This is a genomic window from Pseudarthrobacter kochi (assembly GCF_055412805.1).
The window spans coordinates 38,999-63,306 of the sequence record NZ_JBVAYV010000015.1 but is presented as its reverse complement, the minus strand read 5'-3'; the positions used below and the strand labels follow the sequence as shown (position 1 = coordinate 63,306).

At 68.1% G+C, this 24,308-nt stretch carries 19 protein-coding genes; 12 read left to right on the top strand and 7 right to left on the bottom strand.

Annotated features, from left to right (window positions below):
• Positions 1–2 precede the first annotated feature (2 nt).
• The 6 genes from ACZY0Y_RS09705 to ACZY0Y_RS09680 are packed head-to-tail and all read left to right on the top strand — an operon-like array spanning position 3 to position 3,752.
• Complete coding sequence (locus ACZY0Y_RS09705) at positions 3–1,388, top strand: FAD-dependent oxidoreductase (RefSeq protein ID WP_463957674.1); 1,386 nt, start codon at positions 3–5, stop codon at positions 1,386–1,388.
• A 46-nt stretch (positions 1,389–1,434) separates the two neighbouring features.
• Positions 1,435–2,112 carry an arsenate reductase ArsC gene (locus tag ACZY0Y_RS09700; RefSeq protein ID WP_463957672.1) on the top strand — a complete coding sequence of 226 codons (678 nt, stop codon included), beginning with the start codon at positions 1,435–1,437 and terminating at the stop codon, positions 2,110–2,112.
• A complete protein-coding gene (locus ACZY0Y_RS09695) occupies positions 2,109–2,531 on the top strand; it encodes an arsenate-mycothiol transferase ArsC (protein ID WP_463883789.1) in 423 nt (140 codons plus the stop codon). Before ACZY0Y_RS09700 ends, ACZY0Y_RS09695 begins: the two co-directional genes overlap by 4 nt.
• Positions 2,528–2,821 (top strand): hypothetical protein, encoded by a 294-nt coding sequence (locus ACZY0Y_RS09690; protein ID WP_463883787.1) that lies wholly within the window; start codon positions 2,528–2,530, stop codon positions 2,819–2,821. The genes ACZY0Y_RS09695 and ACZY0Y_RS09690 overlap by 4 nt, the downstream gene beginning before the upstream one ends.
• 43 nt (positions 2,822–2,864) lie before the next feature.
• Positions 2,865–3,191, top strand: a complete 327-nt coding sequence (locus ACZY0Y_RS09685) for a hypothetical protein (RefSeq protein WP_463883785.1) — start codon at positions 2,865–2,867, stop codon at positions 3,189–3,191.
• Between the two features lie 18 nt (positions 3,192–3,209).
• Positions 3,210–3,752, top strand: a complete 543-nt coding sequence (locus ACZY0Y_RS09680; protein ID WP_463957670.1) for a DinB family protein — start codon at positions 3,210–3,212, stop codon at positions 3,750–3,752.
• 145 nt (positions 3,753–3,897) lie between these two features.
• On the opposite strand, the gene ACZY0Y_RS09675 is transcribed toward ACZY0Y_RS09680, so the two are convergent.
• The 3 genes from ACZY0Y_RS09675 to ACZY0Y_RS09665 form a co-directional block, all read right to left on the bottom strand.
• Positions 3,898–6,438, bottom strand: a complete 2,541-nt coding sequence (locus ACZY0Y_RS09675) for an MMPL family transporter (protein ID WP_463957668.1) — start codon at positions 6,436–6,438, stop codon at positions 3,898–3,900.
• 1 nt (position 6,439) lies between these two features.
• A complete protein-coding gene (locus ACZY0Y_RS09670; protein WP_463957666.1) occupies positions 6,440–7,117 on the bottom strand; it encodes a TetR/AcrR family transcriptional regulator in 678 nt (225 codons plus the stop codon).
• A 96-nt stretch (positions 7,118–7,213) separates the two neighbouring features.
• Positions 7,214–7,606: a YbjQ family protein gene (locus ACZY0Y_RS09665; protein ID WP_160666969.1), complete on the bottom strand. Its 393-nt coding sequence runs from the start codon at positions 7,604–7,606 to the stop codon at positions 7,214–7,216.
• 213 nt (positions 7,607–7,819) lie between these two features.
• Between ACZY0Y_RS09665 and ACZY0Y_RS09660 the strand changes: the two genes are divergently transcribed.
• Positions 7,820–8,383 (top strand): hypothetical protein, encoded by a 564-nt coding sequence (locus tag ACZY0Y_RS09660; protein ID WP_463957664.1) that lies wholly within the window; start codon positions 7,820–7,822, stop codon positions 8,381–8,383.
• 93 nt (positions 8,384–8,476) lie between these two features.
• Here the strand turns inward: ACZY0Y_RS09660 and ACZY0Y_RS09655 are convergent, their stop codons facing one another.
• The 4 genes from ACZY0Y_RS09655 to ACZY0Y_RS09640 all read right to left on the bottom strand — a co-directional run bounded on the left by ACZY0Y_RS09655 (position 8,477) and on the right by ACZY0Y_RS09640 (position 13,777).
• Complete coding sequence (locus ACZY0Y_RS09655) at positions 8,477–9,943, bottom strand: dicarboxylate/amino acid:cation symporter (RefSeq protein ID WP_463957662.1); 1,467 nt, start codon at positions 9,941–9,943, stop codon at positions 8,477–8,479.
• A gap of 245 nt (positions 9,944–10,188) precedes the next feature.
• On the bottom strand, positions 10,189–11,898 hold the full coding sequence (locus tag ACZY0Y_RS09650) for a DUF885 domain-containing protein (protein ID WP_463957660.1): 1,710 nt from the start codon (positions 11,896–11,898) through the stop codon (positions 10,189–10,191).
• Between the two features lie 53 nt (positions 11,899–11,951).
• The gene (locus ACZY0Y_RS09645; RefSeq protein ID WP_463883775.1) at positions 11,952–12,197 is read right to left on the bottom strand and encodes an acyl-CoA carboxylase subunit epsilon; all 246 of its coding nucleotides are present in this window, start codon (positions 12,195–12,197) and stop codon (positions 11,952–11,954) included.
• Complete coding sequence (locus ACZY0Y_RS09640; RefSeq protein WP_463957658.1) at positions 12,194–13,777, bottom strand: acyl-CoA carboxylase subunit beta; 1,584 nt, start codon at positions 13,775–13,777, stop codon at positions 12,194–12,196. The genes ACZY0Y_RS09645 and ACZY0Y_RS09640 overlap by 4 nt, the downstream gene beginning before the upstream one ends.
• 276 nt (positions 13,778–14,053) lie before the next feature.
• On the opposite strand from ACZY0Y_RS09640, the gene ACZY0Y_RS09635 reads away from it, so the two are divergent.
• The 5 genes from ACZY0Y_RS09635 (at position 14,054) to ACZY0Y_RS09615 (ending at position 24,286) form a co-directional block, all read left to right on the top strand.
• A complete protein-coding gene (locus ACZY0Y_RS09635) occupies positions 14,054–14,959 on the top strand; it encodes an SDR family oxidoreductase (RefSeq protein ID WP_463883771.1) in 906 nt (301 codons plus the stop codon).
• Between the two features lie 71 nt (positions 14,960–15,030).
• A complete protein-coding gene (locus ACZY0Y_RS09630; RefSeq protein ID WP_463883769.1) occupies positions 15,031–15,957 on the top strand; it encodes a biotin--[acetyl-CoA-carboxylase] ligase in 927 nt (308 codons plus the stop codon).
• Positions 15,950–16,555, top strand: a complete 606-nt coding sequence (locus tag ACZY0Y_RS09625) for a PH domain-containing protein (RefSeq protein ID WP_463957656.1) — start codon at positions 15,950–15,952, stop codon at positions 16,553–16,555. Before ACZY0Y_RS09630 ends, ACZY0Y_RS09625 begins: the two co-directional genes overlap by 8 nt.
• On the top strand, positions 16,545–17,924 hold the full coding sequence (locus ACZY0Y_RS09620) for an adenylate/guanylate cyclase domain-containing protein (protein ID WP_463883766.1): 1,380 nt from the start codon (positions 16,545–16,547) through the stop codon (positions 17,922–17,924). Before ACZY0Y_RS09625 ends, ACZY0Y_RS09620 begins: the two co-directional genes overlap by 11 nt.
• Positions 17,925–18,187: 263 nt before the next feature.
• Positions 18,188–24,286, top strand: coding sequence for an Ig-like domain-containing protein (locus ACZY0Y_RS09615; RefSeq protein ID WP_463957698.1), 6,099 nt, complete (start codon positions 18,188–18,190; stop codon positions 24,284–24,286).
• The last annotated feature ends 22 nt before the right edge of the window (positions 24,287–24,308 follow it).

Here is a 24,308-nt window from a genome sequence, read left to right as displayed (position 1 = left end):
CCATGGCTGTCACCACAACCCTTCCCGTAGCTGTCATTGGAGCCGGCCCGGTCGGCCTCGCCGCCGCAGCGCACCTGATCGAGCGTGGCCTGGAGCCGCTCATTCTCGAGGCCGGCCCGACGGCGGGTGCCGCGATCGGGCGGTGGCGCCACATCCGGTTGTTCTCTCCGTGGCGGTACAACACCGACGCCGCCGCCGTCCGCCTGCTCGCCGGTAACGGCTGGGTATCACCTGAGCCGACGGCGCTGCCCACCGGCGGCGAACTCATCGACGGCTACCTCACCCCGCTCGCCGCGCTTCCCGCGATCGCGTCCCGCCTGCACACCGGCGCCCGCGTCGTGGCAGTGACCCGGCAGGGCCTGGACAAGACCCACAGCCGCAATCGCGACACCACACCGTTTGTGGTCCGGGTCGAACACGCCGACGGAGAAGTCCGCGACCACCAGGCCGCCGGTGTCATCGACGCCTCCGGCACGTGGTCCACCCGCAACCCGCTCGGAACCTCCGGACTGCCCGCCCTCGGCGAAGCCGCCGCCGCTGACAGGATTTCCGCACCGCTGCCGGACGTCCTGGGCCGCGACCGCGAAGCCTTTGCCGCGCGCACCGCCGTCGTGGTCGGCGCGGGCCACTCCGCCGCCAACACCCTGCTCAACCTCTCCGAGCTCGCAGCCCAGGTGCCCGGGACGAAGATCGTGTGGGCCATCCGCGGCGCATCCGCCGCCAAGGTCTACGGGGGAGGCGACGCCGACGGGCTCGCCGCCCGCGGCCAGCTCGGCAGCCGGCTCCGCAGCCTCGTCGAGACCGGCGCCGTCGAACTTCACACCGGGTTCGGGATCGCCGCCCTCGCCACGGCCGACGGCGCCGTCACCCTGACCTCCACGGACGGCCGCACCCTCGAGGCCGACGTCGTGGTTCCCGCCACCGGCTTCCGCCCCGATCTGGACATCCTCCGGGAACTCCGGCTGGAACTGGACCCGGGAGTCGAAGCCCCGCGTGAGCTTGGTCCGCTGATCGACCCCGAATTCCACTCCTGCGGCACCGTCGAGCCGCACGGCGCCAGGATGCTGGCCCACCCGGAGCAGGACTTCTACATCGTGGGCATGAAGTCCTACGGCCGGGCCCCGACCTTCCTGCTCGCCACCGGCTACGAGCAGGTCCGCTCTGTCGCGGCCGCCCTGGCCGGTGACCGTGAAGCCGCCGACGCGGTCCAGCTCGAACTCCCCGAGACCGGCGTCTGCTCCTCAGACATCGGCAGCAGCTGCGACGTCCCCGCGGCCCTACCCTCGGGATTTGTCGCCGAGACTTCCGGCGGCTGCTGCGGAGCGCCCGAACCGGTCCTCGTCGGGTTCCCCACCGGACTGGCCCACGGCCGCTCCGGCGGGAACTGATCTCCTCACCCCTGCTTTTGTCCACTGACCACACTGGAGAGCTGTCATGACTGACCACCCTGAACAGGGCCTGGGCCTGCAGGACAACACCGAAGTCCTGCAGCGGATCAGCGCGCGGCTGGCAGACCGGTTTGCCGGCATTTTTGCCGCAGAGACGGTCGAACGCTACGTCTTCGAGTCGTACACCGCCCTTGCCCGGACCGCGAAGATCAGCACGTACCTGCCGTCCACCACCGAGCACTTTGCCAGCGACCGGCTCAGCGCCCTGGCCAAGTCCAAGGGGGCCGTCGCCTCCGAGGTCCCCGAAGTGCTGTTCGTCTGCGTGCAGAACGCCGGACGGTCCCAGATGGCCGCAGCACTCCTGAATGTCGAAGCCAAGGGCAGGATCCGGGTCCGTTCCGCCGGCTCCCTCCCTGCCGCCGAACTCGACCCCGCCGTCGTCGCGGCGATGTCCGGAATGGGGCTGGACCTGACCAGGGACTATCCCAAACCCCTCACCGACGACGTCGTGCGCGCCTCCGACGTCGTGATCACGATGGGTTGCGGTGACTCCTGCCCGATCTACGCTGGCAAACGCTACGAGGACTGGGAGCTGGCAGACCCGGCCGGCCTTTCCGTTGCGGCCGTGCGGATCATCCGCGATGAGATCCACGACCGGGTCAAGGCATTGGCAGCATCACTGCTCAGCGCCTCCGGCGCACACGAGGAAGAATCAAACGCATGACCGAGACCACGAAGCAGCCCAGCGTCCTGTTCGTCTGCAGCAAGAACGGCGGGAAGTCCCAGCTCGCCGCCGGACTGATGAACCAGCTAGCACACGGGACCGTCACGGTGCACTCCGCCGGGACCAAACCCGGCAAGTCGCTGAACCCCCAGTCCGTGGACGCGCTGGCAGAACTCGGCATCGACATCACCGGCGAACACCCCAAACCCGTCACCGACGACGTACTGAACGCGGTCGACGTCGTCATCGTCCTGGGCAACGAGGCAAAAGTCGAAGCCCCCGAGGGCAAGCGGCTCGAGGTCTGGGACACGGGCGAGCCCTCCGAACGCGGCATCGAAGGCATGGAACGCATGCGCCTGGTCCGGGATGACATCAAGGCCCGGGTCCAGAAGCTGTATGCGGAGCTCGCCGGGAAGTGACAGTGCCCGCGGCCGTGCTCGCCGGCGCGGTCCGCGGGTGCCAGACCCTGCTGCAGGCCACGATCGTAGGCGACCGCTGGGGCACCCGGAACCTCGGCACCCTGCGGGGAGTCTTCGCGGCCCCGCTGACGGCCGTCACCGCCATCGCCCCGGCTGCAGGTCCGCTGCTTGCCGCCTGGCTCGGCAGCTACTCGGCGATGGCGTACGCCATGGCGGCATCGGCCGCTGCGGCTGCCATTTTCGCCGCTGCCATGAGCCTGCGGGAGAACCGTCGGGCCGCGGTCTGGTGAGGGATTTCAGCCCCGAAATGATCTTGGGGGCCATAATGAGGCCATGCACATTGAACTGCTAACCATTCCGGGTTGCCCTCACAGCCGCTCGGCCCGGGAACTGTTCGCCAGTGCACTGGAGCTGGAAGGCATCGATCCGGCGCTGCTCACGGTCACGGAAATCACCACAGACGCGGACGCGGCAACAGCGTCATTCCACGGCTCACCCTCCTTCATCATTGATGGGACCGATCTCTTCCCGTCAAACGCGGCGCCGGCTCTGACGTGCCGCGTCTATCCGAGCCAGCGCGGATTCACCGGACAGCCGGACCTGGATTCCCTCCGCAAAGCAGTCCGCGGAGTCGTACCCCGGGGCCGGCTGCGGACCTGAGGTGTGGGAGCGCACACCATGGAGCCAACAAGGGATGAGATCACAGCAGGCTACCGCCGTGCCGTCCACGACCTCGACATCTGGCTCGGGAGCACAACGTCCGCGGATCTTCACCGCAAAAGCGACGGAACACGGTGGACCAACGAAGAGCTGCCGTTCCACATGGTCTTCGGCTACATGGTTGTCCGCGCTCTCCTGCCCCTGGTCCGGGTCGTCAGCCGCCTCCCCAAGCCGGCCCGCACCGGGTTCGCCGCCGCGCTGAACGCGGGCACCCGACCATTCGATGTCGTGAATTACGGGGGCTCCCGCGCCGCCGCCCTCGTCTACAACCGGCGAAGGATGGGCCGGAAACTTGATCGAACGATCAATGCCTTGACACAGCGCCTGGAACGCGAGAGCTCATCTTCGCTCGCCCGCTCAATGCCCTTCCCCGACAGGTGGGACCCGTTCTTCAAACCCGTCATGACGCTTCACGATGTCTACGCCTACCCCACACTGCACTTCGACTTCCACGCCAAGCAGCTGAATCTCCGTCGCCCGGAGGGCCGGGACTGGCCCTGAAAGCACCTGCTTGCTCCGCGGCGGTAAGCGGTCATCCGACGCCCCGCGGCGCGAACATGATGACAGCCAGCCGGGCCCACCACCACGCTGGGCCAGGCCGTGGGCCGGGCGCACCCGGGAGATTCACACTCGCGTCCGCTGACGGCTACGGGGCGGTTGCCTCAGCGGTGTCCGTGACGGAACCCGGGAGGGCGGCCGCAGGTTTCCGCAGCTTGGCGCCTTCAACATCCACGTCCGGCAGGATCCGGTCCAGCCAGCGCGGCAGCCACCAGGCCTTTTCGCCGAGCAGGTACATCACGGCCGGGACGATGGTCATACGGACCACAAAGGCGTCAATCAGCACACCGAAGGCCATGGCGAAGCCGAGCGGCCGGACCATGTTCAGGTGCGAGAAGATGAAGCCCGAGAACACGCTGACCATGATGATCGCGGCCGCGGTGACCACGGCGGCGGCGTGGCTGAAGCCGGAGCGGACCGCATGCTTGGCCGATTCTCCGTGCATGTAGGACTCGCGCATGCCGGAGGTGATGAACACCTGGTAGTCCATGGCCAGGCCGAACAGCACGCCGATCAGGATAATCGGCAGGAAGCTCAGCACGGCGCCCGGGTTCTCGACGCCGAAGATGGTCCCCAGCCAGCCCCACTGGTAGACGGCGACAACGGCACCGAACGCGGCGGCGAGCGAGAGCAGGAATCCGCCCGTGGCCAGCAGCGGTACCCAGATGGAGCGGAACACGAGCAGCAACAGGATCAGCGAAAGGCCAACCACGATCGCCAGGTAGGGCGGCAGCGCGTCACCGAGCTTGGTGGACACATCGACGTTGCCGGCGGTCTGTCCGGTGAGCCCGATGCTCACGCCGGTGGTGTCCTTGATCTGGCCCTTTTCGGCGCGGAGCTCGGAGACCACCCGGACGGTGCTGGCGCTGGCCGGGCCTTCCTTCGGGATGACCTGGAACACCGCGGTACGGCGGTCCTCGCTCAGGGCCAGCGGCACGGCGGCGCTGACATTTTCAGTCCCGCGCAGGATATCCGCGACGTCGAACTGCGTGGCCTGGGCCTCGGCTGCGCTGAGCCCCTCGGGGAGGTCGCCCACCACGATGATCGGGCCGGTCATGCCCTCGCCGAAGCTCCGTTTGGTGACGTCGTAGGCCTTGAAGGCCTGCGACGCGACCGGCTCGGAGCTGGCGTCCGGCAGGGCGAGCCGCAGCTGGCTCGCGGGCAGCGCCACAACACCGAGCAGTACCACTCCGGCCAGCAGGGCCAGCCACGGGTGGTTGGTGACGATGCCGCCCCAGCCGTGGCTGCTGCGGTATTCGTCCTTCGTGCGGTCCTCGGTTTCGTGTCCGGGGGCGGCGTTGTGCTGCTCCGCCTTGGCCCAGGCCCGCTTGGAGATCAGTTTCCGGCCCACGAGGGAGAGAACAGCCGGCGTCAGGGTCAGGGCAACGACGACGGCGACGGCTACCGTCGCGGCGGCCGAGAGTCCCATGACGGCCAGGAACGGAAGGCCCGGGACCACGAGGGCCGCGAGGGCGATGATGACGGTAAGGCCGGCGAAGAGCACGGCGTTGCCGGACGTGCCGGTGGCCAGCGCCACGGACTCCTCGGGGTCCATGCCGGCGAGCAGCTGGCCGCGGTGCCGGTTGACGATGAACAGGGAGTAGTCGATGCCGACGGCGAGGCCGAGCATCAGCGCCAGCATAGGGGAGATGGAGCTCATGTCCATGGCGCCGCTGAGGGCGAACGTTGCGCCCACACCGACGGCGACGCCGACGACGGCCATCAGCAGCGGGAGGCCCGCGGCGATCAGGGTCCCGAGCATGATGATCAGGACCAGGGCTGCGACCGCGATGCCGAGGATCTCGGCGGTGCCGAAGAGCTCGGAGATGTCCTCGCTGATTTCCTTGCTGGGCAGGGCGGTGACGTTGGCGGCGGAAACCTCCTTGACGATGTCCTGGACTTCCTGGCGGACCTCGGGCTTGAGGCCGTTGATGGAGGTCTTGAACTGGACCTGCGCGATCGCGGCCTTGCCGTCCTCGGAGACGAACCGGAGGCCCTTCGAGGCTTCCAGCTGGCGTGTGCCGAGCGCCAGCTTGGCCTCGCCGGCGTCCAGTTCCTTGGTGCCGGCGTCGAGCTTGGCCTGGCCTTCGGCGAGGGCAGCCTTCTGCTGGCCGAGCTGCGCCTCGATGGCGGCCGGCGGCATTCCGGCGGCCGTCATCTGCTGTTCGGCAGCTTCCAGCTTGGCCTTTCCTGCGGCGAGTTCGGCGGCGGCCGCCTCCAGCTGGGCCTTGCCGGCGGCGGACTGCTCCTTGCCGGCGGCGAGGTCGGCGGCGGCCTTGTCCAGCTGAGCCTGGGTGGCGAACGGGTCAACAGTGCCCTGGACCTCCGGGAGGGTCTTGAGCTTGGCCAGCGCAGCCGTGACGGCATCCTTTCCGGCCGGGCTGAACTGGGCGCCGTTGGCCTCGAACACAACGCTCGCCGAACCGCCGGAGGATGAGGGGAGCTCGCTCTTGAGCTTGTCCGCCATCTGCTGCGTCTCGGTACCGGGGATTTGGAAGTTGTTGGACAGGGTGCCGTGGAAGGCAGCTGCCGCGCCACCGACGGCCACCATCACGGCAAGCCAGACGGAGATGACGAGCCAGCGGTGCCGGTAGGAGAACTTGCCGAGGCGGTAGAGCAAAAGTGCCATGTCAGTGCCGATCTGGGAAAGGGGTGGCGGTGGAATTTTTGGCCGAAATAGTGGCCTGGTGGGTCTCGGGGTTGGCGAATCCGGAGCCCAGCAGACCCATGGAATCGATCAGGAGTTGCCGGAGGGTGGAAAGCGATTCGGCGGAGAGGGAGCCGCCGCAGCGCGCGAACCAGACATCCATGGCGGCTTTGCCGCAGTAGATGACGGAACCGGCGAGGGCGCGCAGGTACAGTTCGTCGATCTCGACGCCGCCGCCCTGACTGAAGCGATCCCGGGCGGCGTCAGTAATCTCGGCGGTGCAGTGGTCCCACGCTTCCAGTTCGGAGCGGTTGAGCTGCGGGTTGGACTGGCCAAGGCTGTAGAGTTCGGCCAGCGGGGCGATGGTCATCGGGTCGGCGAGCTCAACGAGGGCCGCCCGCGCAGATTCCAGGATGGGCTCATCGGCGGGCCGGAGCCGGAACTGCTGGAGCGCCGTGTCCAGGAACCCGTGGGTCACCGAGGCGATGACCACTTCAGTGCTGCTGAAGTAGTTGAAGAAGGTCCGGCGGGAGATTCCGGCGGCTTCGGCAATGTCCTCCACCGTGAAGTTGCCCGGGCCCTTGGAGCGGAGCAGGCCGAGCGCCGCTTCCGTTATGGCCTGCCGGGTGGCGGCCTTATTCAGCTCGCGGCGCGATGGCACTGACAGTAGTTCAGGGGGCGCGGCGGCGGACGCCGGGGGCGCGGCTGCGCGAGAAGGAGACGTGGACACGCGATTACACTACGTGCATGTTTGCACTCAGGGCAAGTTTTTATCCGCGCCGGACTTCGTCAGGAAAACGGACTGGCCGGTGGCGCCCGGTTCGCCCGCCGGGATGGGGACAGCGAACACGGCCGTGCCGTAGGCGCAGACCTCGGTCCACGTGGTCCCCAGCTGCGAGTTGTCGAAGCGCATGGCAACAATCGCGTTGGCCCCGCGCTGTTCCGCCTCCGTGACCATCCGGGCCATGACCTGTTGCCGGCTCTCGTAAAGCATGCGGGTCATTTCGGGCAGTTCCCCGCCGCCGATTGAGCGGAAACCGGCCATCACCTGGCCGCCGATATCCCGGGCCCGGACGGTCAGCCCCATCACTTCGCCGAAGACGGCGTCGATCCGGTGGCCGGGGATGTCGTTGGAGGTCACGATCAGCATGCCCTGAGCCTACCCAGTCGCGGATGCTCCGGACCGGAACCGCCGCGGGAAACCCGGCCCCGTTGAACTGCCCGGGCCGTCACAAACCTTCACAGGAAGATGAAAGGTTCCGAACAGCTCCTGCCGAAGCGGCCGGCGGAGACTGGAACCACGTCTTGGAAGAGACAACCACCAATCGCAGCCGTCACCAGGCTGCAGACCAGGAGACAGCACATGTCACGTACGAAGAGAATGACGCTCGCCATTTCGGCCGGGGCTCTTGCCCTGGGCGCCGGCCTTGGAGTTACCGGTATGGCGGCAGCCGCCACCACTCCGTCCCCCACCCCCAGCTCCAGCGCCTCGGCAGACGCGACGCCCGGCACCACTGACGGCCCGGGCATGCGCGGCGGACATGGACATGGTGGCGGAGAGCGCGGTGCCGCCCAGGCTGCAGCTCTGGCAGCCAAGCTCGGCGTTGATGAGGCCAAGGTGACCGAGGCCCTTCAGGCCTTCCGCGAAGCCAACAAGCCGACCACCCCGCCGGCCGAAGGCACCAAGCCCGACCGTGCCACCATGGACGCGGCACTGGCGAAGTCCCTGGCGGCGTCGCTGGGAATTGACGAATCCAAGGTCACCACGGCCCTGGAGGAGCTGCGGACCGCGGCCCAGGCTGGCCGCGCTGCGGAGCTGAAGACCAGGCTGGACAAGGCTGTCACCGACGGCACCCTGACCCAGGCCGAGGCAGACGCCGTCACCAAGGCCGTGGAGAAGGGCGTGATCGGCGGCGGCGGACACTAGGACCGCCCTTCGCTGCCGTCCCTGACGCGGCAAACAAGAGAAGTCCCCGGGAACCTCCCGGGGACTTCTTTTGTTATGCCTGACCCAAGTGGGTTATGCCTTGGCGCCTGCCAGCTCGCGGCCTTCCGGCGACGCTGTGGGGGCGGCGGAGGGGTCGACGGCGGCGGTAGTGTCGTCTACTGTGCCGTCGACTGTGCCGTCGACTTCGTCGGCGAACGGGTCGCCGTTGCGCGGCGCGTTGTACAGCGACTCGTCCAGGATGCCCTGGCGCTTGGCCACGATCGTGGGGATCAGCGCCTGCCCGGCCACGTTGACGGCGGTGCGGCCCATGTCCAGGATCGGATCGATCGCGAGCAGGAGCCCGACGCCGGCCAGCGGCAGTCCCAGCGTGGAGAGCGTCAGCGTCAGCATCACGACGGCGCCGGTGGTGCCGGCGGTGGCGGCGGAACCGAGCACGGAGACGAGGGCGATCAGCAGGTACTGGGTGAAGTCGAGCTGGATGCCGAAGAACTGGGCCACGAAGATCGCCGAGATGGCGGGGTAGATCGCGGCGCAGCCGTCCATCTTGGTGGTGGCGCCCAGCGGCACGGCGAACGCGGCGTAGGCGCGGGGGACACCCAGGCTGCGTTCGGTCACGCGCTGGGTCAGCGGCAGGGTGCCGACCGAGGAGCGCGAGACGAAGGCCAGCTGCACGGCCGGCCAGACCCCGGAGAAGTACTGCTTGACGGACAGGCCGTGGGTGCGGATCAGGACCGGGTAGACCACGAACAGCACGAGGGCCAGGCCCACGTAGATGGCAAAGGTGAACTTGCCCAGGGAACCGATGGTGTCCCAGCCGTAGATCGCCACAGCGTTGCCGATCAGGCCGACGGTGCCGATCGGGGCGATCCGGATGATCCACCAGAGGACCTTCTGGATGACGGCGAGGGCGGAGGCGTTGAGGTTCAGGAAGGGCTCGGCCGCCTTGCCCACCTTCAGCGCTGCGATGCCGACGGCGACGGCGATCACCAGGATCTGCAGGACATTGAAGCTCACCGCGGTGGTGGCGACGCCGTCGGTGACGGTGGTGCTGGCGCCGAGGCCCAGGAAGTTCTTCGGGAACAGCCCGGTCAGGAACGCCCACCAGTCACCGGACTTGCCGGCGTATTTGGCTTCCTGGGTGATCCCCGTGTTGGCGCCGGGCTGCAGGAACACGCCCAGGCCGATGCCGATCAGCACGGAGATCAGCGCGGTAATGGCAAACCAGAGCAGCGTGTTCCAGGCCAGCCGTGCGGCATTGGAAACGGCGCGCAGGTTGGAGATGGAGCTGACGACGGCGGTGAAGATCAGGGGCACGACGGCGGTCTGCAGCAGCGAGACGTAGCTCGAGCCGATGGTCTGCAGGGTGGCGCCGAGGGCGTTGGGGCTCGCCTTGGTGCTGCCCGTGTACTTGGCCAGGAGGCCAAGGCCCAGGCCCACGATCAGGGCGGCGATGATCTGGAAGCCGAACGAACCGGCCCACTTGGGCAGCGGGAAGCCGGTCTTTCCGGCGGGTGCGGGGGTGCTTGTCTGAGTGCTCACCGGAACACGCTAGGACCGGCGCAGCTATCACGACGAACGGATGTTGAGAAATGTTACGCGGCAGGTTTTAAGGCACGGCCGCGGAATCCCGGGAATGACGCCGCAGGACTGCCCGTTTGTGAAGATATTCCGGCCCCCGGTGTGGCGATTGTCTCGCTGGCCTGCGCCGAGGTGAGAGTTTGCGCCCATGTCATTGAAGGACATGGGCGCGAAATCTCACCTCGGCGGGGCCAGCGGGACAGGCTCTATCCCAGCAGGGCGCGCTTGAGGGTGTCGAGGCCGACGGAGCCGATGTTGAGGGCCTTGGTGTGGAAAGCCTTGAGGTCGAAGCCGGGGCGGGTTTCGAGCTCGGCGCGGATCTGCTCCCAGAGCCGCTGGCCCACCTTGTACGACGGCGCCTGGCCCGGCCAGCCGAGGTAGCGGGTGAACTCGAACTTCAGCTGGCCCTCGCTGATCGCGAGGTTTCGCTGAAGGAACCCGTAGCCCGTGTCCGGAGTCCAGGTGCCCGACCCCCAACGCTCGGGCACCTCCAGCTCCAGGTGGACACCGATGTCGAATACGACGCGGGCGGCCCGCATCCGCTGCATGTCCAGCATGCCCATGTGGTCGCCCGGGTCCTTGAGGTAGCCCAGTTCCTGCATCAGTTTCTCGGCGTAGAGCGCCCAGCCTTCGCCGTGGCCGGAGGTCCAGCAGACGTTCCGGCGCCATTTGTTCAGCAGCTCGCGGCGGTACGTTGCGGTCGCGACCTGCAGGTGATGGCCCGGGACGCCCTCGTGGTAGACCGTGGTGGTCTCGGCCCAGGTGGTGAAGGTGTCCTCGCCCGGCGGTACTGACCACCACATGCGGCCCGGGCGGCTGAAGTCGTCCGAGGGGCCCGTGTAGTAGATGCCACCTTCGTCGGTCGGGGCGATCTTGCACTCAAGGGTCTTCATGACCTCCGGGATGTCGAAATGCACACCCGCGAGGTCCGCCACGGCCTTGTCGGAGAGCTCCTGCATCCAGGCCCGGAGGGCGTCGGTGCCCTTGAGTTGCCGCGCGGGGTCGTTGTTCAGGACCTCTTTGGCTTCCTCGATCGTGGCGCCCGGCCGGATCTCGTTGGCCACGCGCTCCTGTTCGGCGATCAGCCGGTCGAGCTCCTGCACGCCCCAGGCGTAGGTTTCCTCGAGATCCACTGCGGCGCCCAGGAACGCGCGCGAGGCCAGTGAGTAGCGCTCGCGGCCGACGGCGTCCTTCTCCGGGGCGACGGGCAGCAGCTCGGATTCCAGGAACCCGGCCAGCCGGGAGTAGGCCACGCGTGCGGCGGCAGCACCGGCGTCGAGCCTGTACTGCACGTCCTCGGGCAGCGGCCCGTCCGCGGTCTTGGCGTTGGCAGCAAGACTGGCGAAGAAACCGTCCTCCGCGGCGTGCTTCGTGGTCTGTTCGATCACGATCCTGACCTGGCGTGCCGCGGCAACCTTGCCGTTGTCCTTGGCGGCCCGCAGCGACACGATGTAGCCGTCCAGGGCGGCGGGGACGTTGTGTGCCCGGCCCGCGATGTGCTCCCACTGCGTGGCGGTGTCCGTCGGCATGAGGTCGAAGATCGCGCGGATCTCCTGCGCCGGGGAAGCGATGTTGTTCAGCTCGGCCAGGTCCCAGCCGGATTCGTGGATTTCCAGCTGCAGGCCCAGGCGCTCGCGCATGGCATCCAGGGTGACGGCGTCGACGTCGTCCGCTGGCTCCAGCCCGTCCAGCGCGGCGAGGGCCCCGCGGGCGGCCGTGGCGAATTCCTCGTGCCCGGCGGGGGAGAAGTCCTGGTATTCGGTTTCGTGCCCGGGAAGCCCGAGTTCCGTGGCGAAGCTCGGGTTAAGCCGGATCAGAGTGTCCGTGAAGGCATCGGCGACGGCATCGATGGCAGTGTGCGGGCGCACTGGAACCGTGGTGTTGGCGGCAGTGTTGTCAGTGGGTTCGGTAGTCACCCGAAAGACACTAGCCGGGCCGCGCCAGTTATGAAAGGGTTACTGAACTTTTCCTAGCCGCGGCTGCGTTTCCACGAGCCGGGGCCCGGCTTCGGTGCCAGCTGCAGCTGCTGCCGGCGGATCCAGTGCCGGGCGCTCGGCTTTTCCGGGGCGGCCGGCCCGCCGCTGCCCAGGGACAGCACGACGGCGGTCAGGGCCGCGAGCTCCTCCGGCGTCGGCTCGCCCTTGATGACGGCGAGCAGGGGCTGCTCCGCCGGCTGGTTGTCGGCGGGCCCGGCCGCCGGATCCGCCGACGTCACAGCGGGATGTTCCCGTGCTTTTTGGCGGGCAGGCTGGCGCGCTTGTCCCGTAGGGCACGCAGGCCCTTGATGATCTGGACCCGGGTCTCGGACGGGGCAATGACGGCGTCGACGTAGCCGAGCTGGGCAGCCTGGTAGGGGTTGAGCAGCTCCTCCTCGTACTGCCGGATGACCTCGGCGCGCTTGGCCTCGACGTCGCCGCCGGCCTCCGCGACCGCGGCGAGTTCGCGGCGGTACAGGATGTTGACCGCCCCCTGGGCGCCCATGACGCCGATCTGCGCGGTGGGCCAGGCCAGGTTCAGGTCGGCGCCGAGCTTCTTGGAGCCCATCACGATGTACGCCCCGCCGTAGGCCTTGCGGGTGATGACGGTCAGCTTCGGCACGGTGGCCTCGGCGTAGGCGTAGAGCAGCTTCGCGCCGCGGCGGATGATGCCCTGGAACTCCTGGTCCTTGCCCGGCAGGAAGCCCGGTACGTCCACGAGCGTGATGATCGGGATGTTGAAGGCGTCGCAGTGCCGGACGAAACGTGCCGCCTTTTCCGAGGCGGCGATGTCCAGCGTGCCGGCAAACTGCATCGGCTGGTTGGCCACAATGCCCACGGTGTGGCCCTCGACCCGGCCGTAGCCGATCATGACGTTCGGCGCGTACAGGGACTGCATCTCCAGGAAATGCGCGTCGTCGACGATCTGCTCGATGACCTTGCGCATGTCGTACGGCTGGTTGGCCGAGTCCGGGATCAGCGCGTCCAGGGCGAAGTCCTCGTCGTCGAGCTCCAGCGCCTGGGAGTGCTCCAGCACGGGGGCCTCGGCGAGGTTGTTGGACGGCAGGAAGTCCAGGAGCTCGCGGACGAATTCGACGGCGTCGGCCTCGTCGGAGGCGAGGTAGGTGGACGTTCCTGTGTTGGCGTTGTGCTGCCGTGCGCCGCCGAGGGTCTCCATGTCCACGTCCTCGCCCGTGACGGTCTTGATGACGTCCGGGCCGGTGATGAACATGTGCGAGGTCTTGTCCACCATGACCACGTAGTCGGTCAGGGCGGGGGAGTAGGCCGCGCCGCCGGCGGAGGGGCCCATGATGAGCGAGATCTGCGGGACAACGCCGGAGGCGTGGACGTTGTTGCGGAAAATGTCCGCGAACATCGCCAGCGAAGCGACGCCCTCCTGGATGCGGGCGCCGCCGCCGTCGAGGATGCCCACCACGGGGCAGCCGTTGCGGAGCGCGAACTCCTGGACCTTGACGATCTTTTCGCCGTTGACCTGGCTCAGCGAGCCGCCGTAGACGGAGAAGTCCTGGCTGTAGACCGCCACGGGGCGGCCGTCCACGGTGCCGTAGCCGGAAACCAGGCCGTCGCCCAGCGGCTTCTTCTTCTCCATGCCGAACGCCGTGGAGCGGTGCACGGCGAGGGCGTCGAACTCGACGAAGGAGCCGGCGTCCAGCAGCAGGTCGATGCGCTCGCGGGCGGTGTTCTTACCGCGGGCGTGCTGCTTCTCGATCGCTTCCGGGCCGGAGGGCTGCTCAGCACGGGCCTGGCGGTCGCGGAAATCGGCAATCTTTCCCGCGGTCGTGGTCAGATCGTGGCTCATCAAGTGTCTCCGGCTCTGTAGCTGATGTTCTGCTGAATCGTGTGGTGCTTTTTGGTGCTGTGGCCCTGCCCGCGTGGCGCTTTAGCTGGTATCCACAAAAGCCGGGCCTTGATGGCAAGTCTAGTGAGGCCATTGGCCCATGCCGCTGTAGAAAACCTACAATATTCGGCCAGACTCCCACCGGCACCGCCTCGTGGGGGCGTCCGGACGTTGTCCGGGCGCCCCGCGGCGCGTCAATGTTACCCGCCAGTAACATGGGTCGGCTAGAGTGTCCTCATGACTTCGAGCAATGACGCTTCGGCCGCCGCCCCGCACTCCCGGCAGCCCGGGCCGTACCAGGCCGCCGGTACCCTCCAGGGCCGCACCATCCTCATCTCCGGCGGAAGCCGCGGCATCGGCCTGGCCATCGCCACCCGAGCCGCGCGAGACGGCGCCAACATCGTCCTGATGGCCAAGACCGGCCAGCCGCACGCCAAGCTGGAAGGCACGGTCTACTCCGCCGCCGAACAGATCGAGGCAGCCGGCGGCCAGGCCCTGCCGCTGGTCGGCGATGTGCGCAACGACGCCGACGTCGCCGGCGCTGTCGCCGCCGCCGTCGAGCGCTTCGGCGGGATCGACATCGTCATCAACAACGCCTCCGCCATCGACCTGTCCAAGACCGACGACGTCGACATGAAGCGCTACGACCTGATGCAGGACATCAACGTCCGCGGCACCTTCCTGCTCTCCAAGCTCGCCCTGCCCGCGCTGCGCGAGTCCGACGCCGGGCAGATCCTGACGCTCTCCCCGCCGCTGAACCTCGACCCCAAGTGGGCCGGAATGCACCTGGCCTACACGATGGCGAAGTACGGCATGAGCCTGACTACCCTGGGCCTTGCCCAGGAGTTGAAGATCGACGGCATCAACGTGAACTCGCTGTGGCCCTGCACCCTGATCAACACCGCCGCGATCCGCAACATGCCGGGCGGCGAGAAAATCGTCAAGGGCGCCCGCGGCCCCGAAATCATGGCGGACGCGGCCCACGCCGTGCTGACCAGCAGCAACGCGATCCCGGAGTCCGGCAGCTGGAGCGGCAACTTCTACACCGACGAGCAGGTCCTTGCGGCCGCCGGGGTCACGGACTTCACCCCGTACAGCCTGGGCGCCCCGGAAGAGAAGCTGATCCCTGACATCTTCCTCTGAGTTCCCTGTGGTTCCGTATCCCCGGCCGGGCGGGAAGAGCCACCGGGCCGGTAACTCGGTAGGATTCAAGCATGGAAGCCGCGCAGGAAGCCCCGGACCGTCCGCCCCTCGATGTGAACGCCCTCAGCGATGAGGCGTTCCTCTCCGCCAACGGCATTCCGCAGCTCACGGTGGTGGACTCCACCGGCTCCACCAACGCGGACCTGCTGCGCGGCGTCACCGAGGATCCCCGCGCGTATCCGGACCTCACCGTGCTCACCGCCGAATACCAGAGCGCGGCCCGCGGCCGCCTCGACCGCCGCTGGGAAGCGCCCGCCGGCAGCTCGGTCTCCGTCTCGCTGGTGCTGCGCCCGGTCAACGCCGGGGGGCGCCCGCTGCCGACCCAAAGCTACTCCTGGCTCTCTCTGCTCGCGGCACTTGCCCTGCGCGAGGCGCTCCTGGAAACAGCCGGAATACCCGCGGAGCTCAAATGGCCCAACGATGTCCTGGTCCGCGGCCGTAAGATCGCCGGTATCCTGGCCCAGCTGGGCCCGATGGCGGGAGGAGCCGTGCCACCCGTCGTCCTCGGGACCGGACTGAACGTCACCCTGACCGAGGCGGAACTTCCGGTGCCCACGGCCACCTCCGTGCTGCTGGAACACCCGACGACGGTGGACCGGACCGAGCTGCTCAAGAGCTACCTGTCCCGGTTCGCCACGCTCTACCGCGGTTTCTGCAACGCCGACGGCGATCCCACCGCCGGGCTGGCCGGCGGCCCCTCGCTGCACAAGCGGGTCGAACACTTGCTGACCACGCTGGGCAGGCAGGTCCGTGCCCAACTCCCCGGCGACCACGAAATCATCGGCCACGCCACCCGGCTGGACGACTACGGCTCCCTCATGGTGGTGGACTCCGGGGGACACGAGCACGTGGTGACGGCCGGCGACGTCGTGCACCTGCGGCCCTGGACGCCGCCGGGCGAGGGAAGCGCCGGCAGCGCCGAAAGCGGCTATGCGTAAAGAGCTCCTCCCGGGCGAACAAGTGATTGTGGTGACCCGGCCGCAGCCCCGGACCCTGATCGCTCCGGCGCTGCTGTTCATTGCTGTTCCCGCCCTCGCCGCTTTTGCCTGCGCCTGGATCGTCAAAGGCGGCCCGGCCAAGCTGGTCCCGATCATCGCGAAGGAGACCAAGGAGTGGACGCCGTGGCTGATCGGGATCTGTATTGCGCTCGCCGCCTGGGTGCTGCTGGGCTACTGCCTGCCGCGGGCCATGACCTGGCACGCCACGAAGTACACCCTGACCAGCCAGCGCCTCATTGCCCGCTACGGCATGCTCAGGCGGCGGGACCAGCAGGTTCCCCTGGCCACCGTTCGTCATGTGGTCATCCACCAGTCGTTGCTCCAACGCGTATTGCGGTCCGGGAATATATCCTTGGAAACCGGGCACCCCGCCAGCATGGTGGTCCCCGACGTCCCGGAGGTCGCGACGTTCCGAAATTTTGTCCTCGACGCCGTCGACGACCTCCCGCGGGAGGTCCTTGGGGCCGTGGACCTGATGCACTACCCCGATGCGGCGTGGCCGTGGGAGACGAGAGAAGGTGGAAGAGATGAGCGCTGAGAACGATCACCGGGACACCGGACTGCTGGCCGACGAGCCGTCGCACCTTTCGGATGCCTTCGTCGAGACCGCTAGTCTCGAAGCAGCCGTCCTCGATGCCGTCGCCGCCGGCGGTGGCGACGTCACCGAGGAAGTCCCCGAGGAAGACACCGACGCTGATGCCAACTCCGAGGCATGGCTTCCCGACTCCGCGGACACTGACGTCACGGCAGAGCCGAGGACGGATGACGCCGCTGACGCAACGTCCGCAGGACCCGCCGACTCCGACGCCGACGACGCGACGGCAGCAGGCGCGGGCACCGCCATCACTCCTCCCACCGGCACCATGTCCGCCGAACGCATCGCGCTGAAGGCCCTCGAGCAGCGGCTGCTCGGCGGGGAACGCAAGCTCCGCCGTCGTGAAGTCGCCTCCGGCGCCGGCCTGTCACTGCTCTCCGCCCGCAAACTCTGGCGCGCCCTCGGCTTTCCCAACATCGGTGACGAGGACGTTGCCTTCACCGAACGCGACCAGGCCGCACTGAACACCATCGTGGACCTGGTCCGCGCCGGAAAACTCACCGAGGAAGCCGCGATTTCCGTTACCCGCGCCATCGGCCAGATGACGGACCGCATGGTGGTCTGGCAGATCGAAGCGCTTGTCGAGGACATGGTCCACCAGCAGGGCGTCACCGACGCCATGGCGCGCAAACGACTGGTCAGCGAACTGCCCTCGCTGGTGGACGCGATGGAGGAAATGCTGCTCTATTCCTGGCGCCGCCAGCTCAACGCCGGTGTCCAGCGACTCGCCGTCCGGGCAGAGGCCGGACTGGCGTCCAGCGAGGAAGGCCGCGAAGGCGACGAGGACGACGCGCCGCTGCCGCTGGCCCGGGCGGTCGGCTTCGCGGACCTGGTTTCCTACACGAGCCTGTCCCGCCGCATGAACGAAAAAACCCTTGCCCAACTGGTGCAGCGCTTCGAGAACAAATGCGCCGAGATCATCTCCGTGGGCGGCGGCCGCCTCGTCAAGACGGTGGGCGACGAAGTCCTCTACATTGCGGAAACCCCGGCAGCCGGGGCAGAAATCTCCCTGGCCCTGTGCCAGGCCTTCACTGAAGACGAAATACTGCCCGAGGCACGCGTCGCCATGGTCTGGGGTCGCATCCTCTCCCGCCTGGGCGACATCTACGGGCCCACGGTCAACCTGGCCGCGCGGCTCACTGCTCTGGCGGATCCCGGAACGGTGCTGGTGGACTCGATGACAGCAGCCGCGCTGGAAAACGACGAACGATTCGTCCTGCTGCCGCGGCCGGCCGAGGACGTCCGCGGTTTCGGCGAAATCCACCCGGTCCAGCTGCAGCGCGGCAGCGGCCGCGGCCTGGTCCTGGACTAAGCGCCCCTGACCTGCGCCGATGCAGGGCCCTCCGGGCCAGGCTCCGCCAGGTTTCTCTAATCGATAGCTAATATGCGATAGTCGAGGATATCCGGCACCAACACGGGCGATGCCCCCTGCGTGGTGGCCGTGACCTTCTGGGGGACACAGCAGACATGAAGACCTTCCTTGCAGCCCTGCGGCCCAAAAACCGCCGGACGGGTCCGGCGCGCCCGCAGGCCGTCCCCTTCACCCGTCCCTTGACCGACCGCCGCCGGCGCCTGATGGCCGGGACCGGCCTCGTTGCCGCCTCCGCCGTCCTGGTCACCGGGGCCATCATTTATCCGGGGTTCAAGACCACTGAGGTGGAGCTGAACGACGGCGGCGTGTGGGTGGTGTCGAAGTCCAAGAATGCGGTGGGGCGGTTGAATTATCCGTCGCGGGTTTTGGATGGGGCGGTGACGCCGGCGTCGGAGACCTTTGACGTGCTGCAGGATGCTTCGACGGTGTTTGTCGATGACAGTGCGGGGTCCACGCTGAACCAGGTGTCGGCGGCGCAGATGCGGTTGGGTGGGGATAAGAAGCTGCCGGGTGCCGCGGTGGTGAGTTTCGGTTCGAAGGTCATTTCGGTGACGGACGCGGCGAAGGGCACGGTGTGGGCGCTCTCGCCCGCCACGGTAAACGGCTTTGATGCGGAGAACTCCGAACCGGTCCTGAAGGGCTCGGAGGGGACCGTCTCGGCGGTCGGGGCTGATGACCGGATCTACAGTGCCGATCCGAAGACCGGGCAGGTCACGGTGACGAGCGTGGATGCCGACGGCGGGCGTACGGACGCGAAGGTGAGCACGTGGGAGGGGCTTAAGGGTGCGGGGGATCTGCAGCTGACCGTGGTGGGGGATGCGCCGGTGGTCCTGGATGCGGGGCGGGGGAAGCTGTTCCTGCCGGGCGGGCGGGAGCTGGCGTTGGCGGAGGCGCGGGACGCGAAGTTGCAGCTCTCCGGACCTGCAGCGGACGCGGTGGCCATTGCGACGCCGAAGGCGTTGTTGCGGCAGCCGCTGGATGGTTCGACGGCGAAGACGGTGACGTTCGGCGGGCAGGGGGTGCCGGCGGCGCCGGTGCAGCTGGCCGGGTGTGTGCATGCGGCGTGGTCGGGGGCGAACAAGTATGTGCGTGAGTGCGTCAATGTTGCCGATAACAAGACGGTGGATGTGCCGAAAGCGTCCGCGTCGCCGTCGTATGTGTTTCGGGTGAACCGGGACCTGGTGGTCCTGAACGATGTGAACTCCGGCAATGTCTGGCTGGTGAACCAGAACATGCAGCTGGTCAACAACTGGGACGACGTCATTCCGCCACAGCAGACCTCCGACGACGCGGACAAGGACTCCGCCGACGAGGTCCAGCAGACCGTGCTCCCGGACCGCACCAAACCCAACAGCCCACCCGCCGCCAAACCCGACACCTTCGGCGTGCGCGCCGGCAAGACCACCATCCTGCCCGTGCTGGACAACGACACCGACCCGGACGGCGACATCCTCACCGTCCGCACCCCGGACCCGCTCACATCCGGGCTGCTTGCGCCGATCTACGGCGCCACCGGCTTCCAGGTCAGCGTCGGGGCTGACAAGACCGGCTCGGAATCCTTCAAATACACGGTCGACGACGGCCGAGGACTCTCCGCCAGCGCCGACGTCACGCTCAACATCGTCCCGCCGGGGGAGAACACCGCACCGCGGCAGAAGCCCAACCGCAACACCACCCTCGTGGTGCAGTCCGGCAAGATCGTCAGCCAGAACATCCTCACCGACTGGATCGACCCCGACGGCGACGACCTCTTCGTCGTCGGCGCGGCCAGCAGCGACCCCCGCGACCAGGTCAAGGTCCGGCCCGACGGCCTGCTCAGCTTCCAGGACGCCGGTTCCGAGCCCGGACGCAAGACCGTCACGGTCACCGTTTCCGACGGCCGCTCCAGCACCGAAGGCAAGGTCACCGTCGACGTCCGTGCCGCGGGTGCGCTGCCGCCGATCGCCAACGCGGACCACCTCGTCGCCGTCGCCGGCGTGGACACAGTGATCGCCCCGCTCAAGAACGACTCCGACCCCCAGGGCGGCGCCCTCCGCCTCGCGCAGGTCACCCCGGACGGCAACTCCACCGCCACCATGGGCGCGGACCAGCAGACCTTCACGTTCAACTCCACCGCCCAGGGCGCCCACTACGTCTCCTACCTCGTCACCAACGGGCCCGCCAGCGCCCAGCAGCTGGTCCGCGTCGACGTCGTCCCCGGCGGCGGGGACGGCGCCCCGGTGGCCGTCCGCGACACCGCCCTGCTGCCCAGCGGCGGCAGCGTCCTGGTGGACGTTCTCGGCAACGACTCCGATCCCTCGGGAGGAGTGCTGGTGGTGCAGTCCGTGACCGCGGCGGACGGCCTGCCGGTCAGTGTGGCCGTGCTGGACCACTCCGTCGTCCGGATCAAGGACGTCCGCGCGCAGGGCCAGCTCAGCGTCAAATACACCATCTCCAACGGCAAATCCTCCGCGAGCGGGGAGATCGCCGTCCTGGTGGTCCCCGCACCCTCGAAGCTGCAGGCGCCGCAGGCCAAACCGGACGAGGCAACCGTGCGCGCCGGGGACGTCGTCACCATCCCCGTGCTGGAGAACGACACCGACCCCAACGGCGGCAAGCTCACCCTCGAACCGGTGCTGGCCCAGCAGCCGGACGCCGCCGACGGCCGGATCTTCACCGCCGGCGGCGTGCTGCGCTTCATTGCCGGCGAAGTCCCGAAGACCGCCTACGCGATCTACAAGGTCACCAACGCCTCCGGGCAATCGGATTCCCAGCAGGTCACCATCCGCATCCGGGCCCGCGACGACGAACGCAACACCCGCCCCGAACCCAAAAACCTCACCGCCCGCGTCGTGGCCGGCATGACCGTGCGCATTCCTGTGCCGCTCGACGGCGTGGACACCGACGGTGACTCCGTCCAGCTCACCGGCGTGGACAAGGCCCCCGCCATGGGCACGGCCGTGGTCAAGGACGGCTACCTCGAATTCACCGCCGCCGGCAACGCCGCCGGCACGGACACCTTCAGCTACCGCGTCCGGGACCGGATCGGCGCCGAAAACACCGGCACCGTCATCGTCGGCATCGCGCCACAGGAAGCCAACAACCAGAAGCCCATCGCCGTGGATGACGCGGTGGACGTCCGCCCAGGCCGCAAGATCGCTGTCGAGGCCCTCCAGAACGACTCGGACCCGGACGGGGACCCGATCAGCCTGGTCGGCAACGGTTTCGAGGCCCGCCCCGGACTCGCGGTCGAGGCGGCCGAGGGCGGCAAGGTGCTCCTCACCGCCTCCGGCGCCGCCGGCAACGAGAGCGTCAGCTACAAGATCCAGGACGACAAGAAAGCCCAGGGCAGCGCCGTCATCCGGGTCCGGGTCAGCCCGGACGCCGCGTTGAAACTGCCCGTCGCCAAAGACGACGTGGTGACCCCGGCCGAGACGCTGGGCAAATCCGCCGTCGACGTCCCCGTCCTGAAGAACGACACCGACCCCGACGGCGTCGCCGCCGAGCTCAAGATCAGCCTGCCCGACGGCAACCCGAACGCCCGGGTGGGCGACGGCAGTGTCCGGGTGGCCCTCGCGCCGAAGGACCAGCTGGTCCCGTACACCGTCACCGACGTCGACGGCCAAAGCGCGACGGCGGTCATCTGGGTCCCAGGCCAGGGTGAACAGCACCCCACGCTGGCGAAAACCGACGTCATCGACGTGATGGCCGGCAGGCAGATCGACCTGGACCTGAACGAGTACGTCCGGGTCAGGGAGGGCCGCACGCCCCGGATCACCCAGGTGGACAACATCCGGGTACAGGGCGCTGACCCGCAGAACGTCGTGGCCGGCAACGGCAGCGCGCTGCGCTACGCCGCGCTCAAAGACTACGTGGGCCCAGGCTCCGTCACCTTCGAAGTCACCGACGGCACCGGACCGGACGATCCGCAGGGCCTCAAATCCACCCTTAGCATCATCACCAAGGTCATTCCCGATCCGAACGCCAACCACCAGCCGAGCTTCAACGGAGCCACCCTGGAAGTGCCGAAGGCCGAGTCCGCCAGCCTGGAACTGGGCAACCTGGCCAAGGACGTGGACTCCGAGGACCAGGAGAAGCTCACGTTCGAACTCGACGGCACCCTGCCCGAAGGCTTCAAGGCCTCTGTGGACGGCGGAACCCTGAAGGTCACCTCGGACGCCACCAAGGCCGCCGGCTGGAAGGGCAGCATCCCGCTCAAGGTCACCGACGGCCGCTCCGAGCCGGTCAAGGCCAGCATCACGGCAACCGTCGTGGCCTCCAACCGGCCCTTGCCGGTTGCCAACGAGGACGTCATCGAGAAGGCCAACGCCGGCAAGACCGAGACCATCAACGTGCTCGCCAACGACTTCAACCCCTTCAGCGACACCCCGCTGAAGATTGTCGCCGCCACGGTGGAAACCGGCTCCGCCGCCGGACAGCCAGCCATTGCCGGCGACTCGATCACACTCACCCCGGCCGCCGGTTTCAAGGGCGTGATGGTGGTGCGCTACACCGTGATGGACAAAACCGGTGACGTCTCCCGGCAGACCGACGGCCGCGTCCGGATCACGGTCCGGGACAAACCGGACGCCCCCTCGGCACCCTCGGCGACCGACGTACGCAGCCGGACCGCGGTGCTCAAATGGGCTCCGCCCTCGGACAACGGCGCCACCATCACCAAATACACCGTCCGCTCAAGTGGCTTCAGCCAGGACTGCCCCACCACCACCTGCACACTCAGCGGACTGACCAACGACGTCAAGTACGTCTTCACCATCACCGCCACCAACGAGGTGGGGGACTCAGCACCGTCCGCGGCCTCCAACGAAATCCGGCCCGACGAGAAGCCCTCACCCCCGGAGGCGCCCACGGCCAAAGCCGGGGATAAAAACATGGTGATCAGCTGGCCCGCGGCCAAGACCGAAGGCTCCGCCGTGAAGACCTACAACCTCGAAATCTCCCCGCCGCCGGCCAGCGGGATCGCCGTGAAGAACGGGGTGGCCGGCCTCAGCTACACCTGGCCCGGACTCACCAACGGCGTGCGCTACAAGGTCCGCGCCCAGGCCGTCAACGAACTCGGCCCCTCCGAGTGGGGCCTGTACTCCGCCGAGGACAACCCGGCAGGCGTACCCGCCGCCCCGGCAGCCCCGACGACGTCGGTGGCGTCCGCCGTGGGCACCTCCAACCAGCTCAAAGTGAACTGGACCGAGCCGAACACCAACGGCGACGCCATCAAGAACTACTACGTCACCATGAGCGGCGGCGGTGGCACCACCCAGACCCAGATGGTCGCCGGAACGGTGCGGACCGCGAACTTCACCGCGAACAACTCCGAAACCGGCTACACCTTTACGGTCCAGGCCGAGAACAAGGCCGGCAAGGGCGCGGTCAGCGCGGCCTCGGCGCCGCGCCGTGCCACGGGCAAGCTTGGGCAGGTCTCCGGCATGAGCGCGACGCCGGCGGACACCGGCGGCGCGGGCAGGGCCGTGGTTATCAACTTCCGGGAACTCGACGCGGCCGGACGGAACGGCTCCCAGCCCGGCGAGGTCAGCTACACCTACTACGCGAGCCCCGGCGGAAAAACCGGAGGGATCACCCCCGGCCAAAAGATCGGCGGCTTCACCAACGGTGCCGCCACCACGATCACGGTCACCGCCAACTCGTCCGTCGCGCCCAGCTCCGACGCCAGCACCGGGGCCACAGCCACGCCGTACGGAGCGCCCGGAACCCCCTCGGCGTCCGGACAGAACGGCACCGAAAACCAGCGGAACCTCAGCTTCAGCTGGAGCTCGCCGTCGACGACCACCAACGACGTCGCGTACACCCAGATCAGCATCGACAACGGCGGCTGGGAACGGGTCGCGGCCTCGGGAAGCCGGACCGTCAACACCGGCGGCTTCAGTGAACCGCACCAGATCCGGGTCCAGACGGTCAACTCCCTGGGCGCCGGCGGGGCGATCGCCTCGGCCTCCGCCCAGTCCGGGACCGAGAAGACCCGCTGGAGCACCAGGCTCAACTCCGGGATGTATCGCAGCTGCACGGACCTGCCCGGCGCCACGTCCTATGACAACAGCCAGCCGGGAAACTTTACCTGCGACGGGCAGGGCGGCACCGACCGGCCCTGGATGGGCGCATCTGATGTCTTCGACATCATGTGCTGGAAGCCGCACGGCACCCCGTACAGCGGGAACGGCGAGTGGTACTACATCATGCGCGGTTCGCCGAACCAGACGCGCTGGATCGATTCCCGTCACACGACGATTGGACCGCCAGGCCAAAGCGGCGTCCCGCTCTGCACCTTCCCGGTCGGAGCAACACCATAGCCGCGGCGGGCCCGGTGCGGGC

Coding starts and splice junctions, on each gene's coding strand:
- ACZY0Y_RS09705 (WP_463957674.1), top strand. CDS start 3: ATGGCTGTCACCACAACCCTTCCCGTAGCTGTCATTGGAGCCGGCCCG.
- ACZY0Y_RS09700 (WP_463957672.1), top strand. CDS start 1,435: ATGACTGACCACCCTGAACAGGGCCTGGGCCTGCAGGACAACACCGAA.
- ACZY0Y_RS09695 (WP_463883789.1), top strand. CDS start 2,109: ATGACCGAGACCACGAAGCAGCCCAGCGTCCTGTTCGTCTGCAGCAAG.
- ACZY0Y_RS09685 (WP_463883785.1), top strand. CDS start 2,865: ATGCACATTGAACTGCTAACCATTCCGGGTTGCCCTCACAGCCGCTCG.
- ACZY0Y_RS09680 (WP_463957670.1), top strand. CDS start 3,210: ATGGAGCCAACAAGGGATGAGATCACAGCAGGCTACCGCCGTGCCGTC.
- ACZY0Y_RS09675 (WP_463957668.1), bottom strand. CDS start 6,438: ATGGCACTTTTGCTCTACCGCCTCGGCAAGTTCTCCTACCGGCACCGC.
- ACZY0Y_RS09665 (WP_160666969.1), bottom strand. CDS start 7,606: ATGCTGATCGTGACCTCCAACGACATCCCCGGCCACCGGATCGACGCC.
- ACZY0Y_RS09660 (WP_463957664.1), top strand. CDS start 7,820: ATGTCACGTACGAAGAGAATGACGCTCGCCATTTCGGCCGGGGCTCTT.
- ACZY0Y_RS09640 (WP_463957658.1), bottom strand. CDS start 13,777: ATGAGCCACGATCTGACCACGACCGCGGGAAAGATTGCCGATTTCCGC.
- ACZY0Y_RS09635 (WP_463883771.1), top strand. CDS start 14,054: ATGACTTCGAGCAATGACGCTTCGGCCGCCGCCCCGCACTCCCGGCAG.
- ACZY0Y_RS09630 (WP_463883769.1), top strand. CDS start 15,031: ATGGAAGCCGCGCAGGAAGCCCCGGACCGTCCGCCCCTCGATGTGAAC.
- ACZY0Y_RS09625 (WP_463957656.1), top strand. CDS start 15,950: ATGCGTAAAGAGCTCCTCCCGGGCGAACAAGTGATTGTGGTGACCCGG.
- ACZY0Y_RS09620 (WP_463883766.1), top strand. CDS start 16,545: ATGAGCGCTGAGAACGATCACCGGGACACCGGACTGCTGGCCGACGAG.
- ACZY0Y_RS09615 (WP_463957698.1), top strand. CDS start 18,188: ATGGCCGGGACCGGCCTCGTTGCCGCCTCCGCCGTCCTGGTCACCGGG.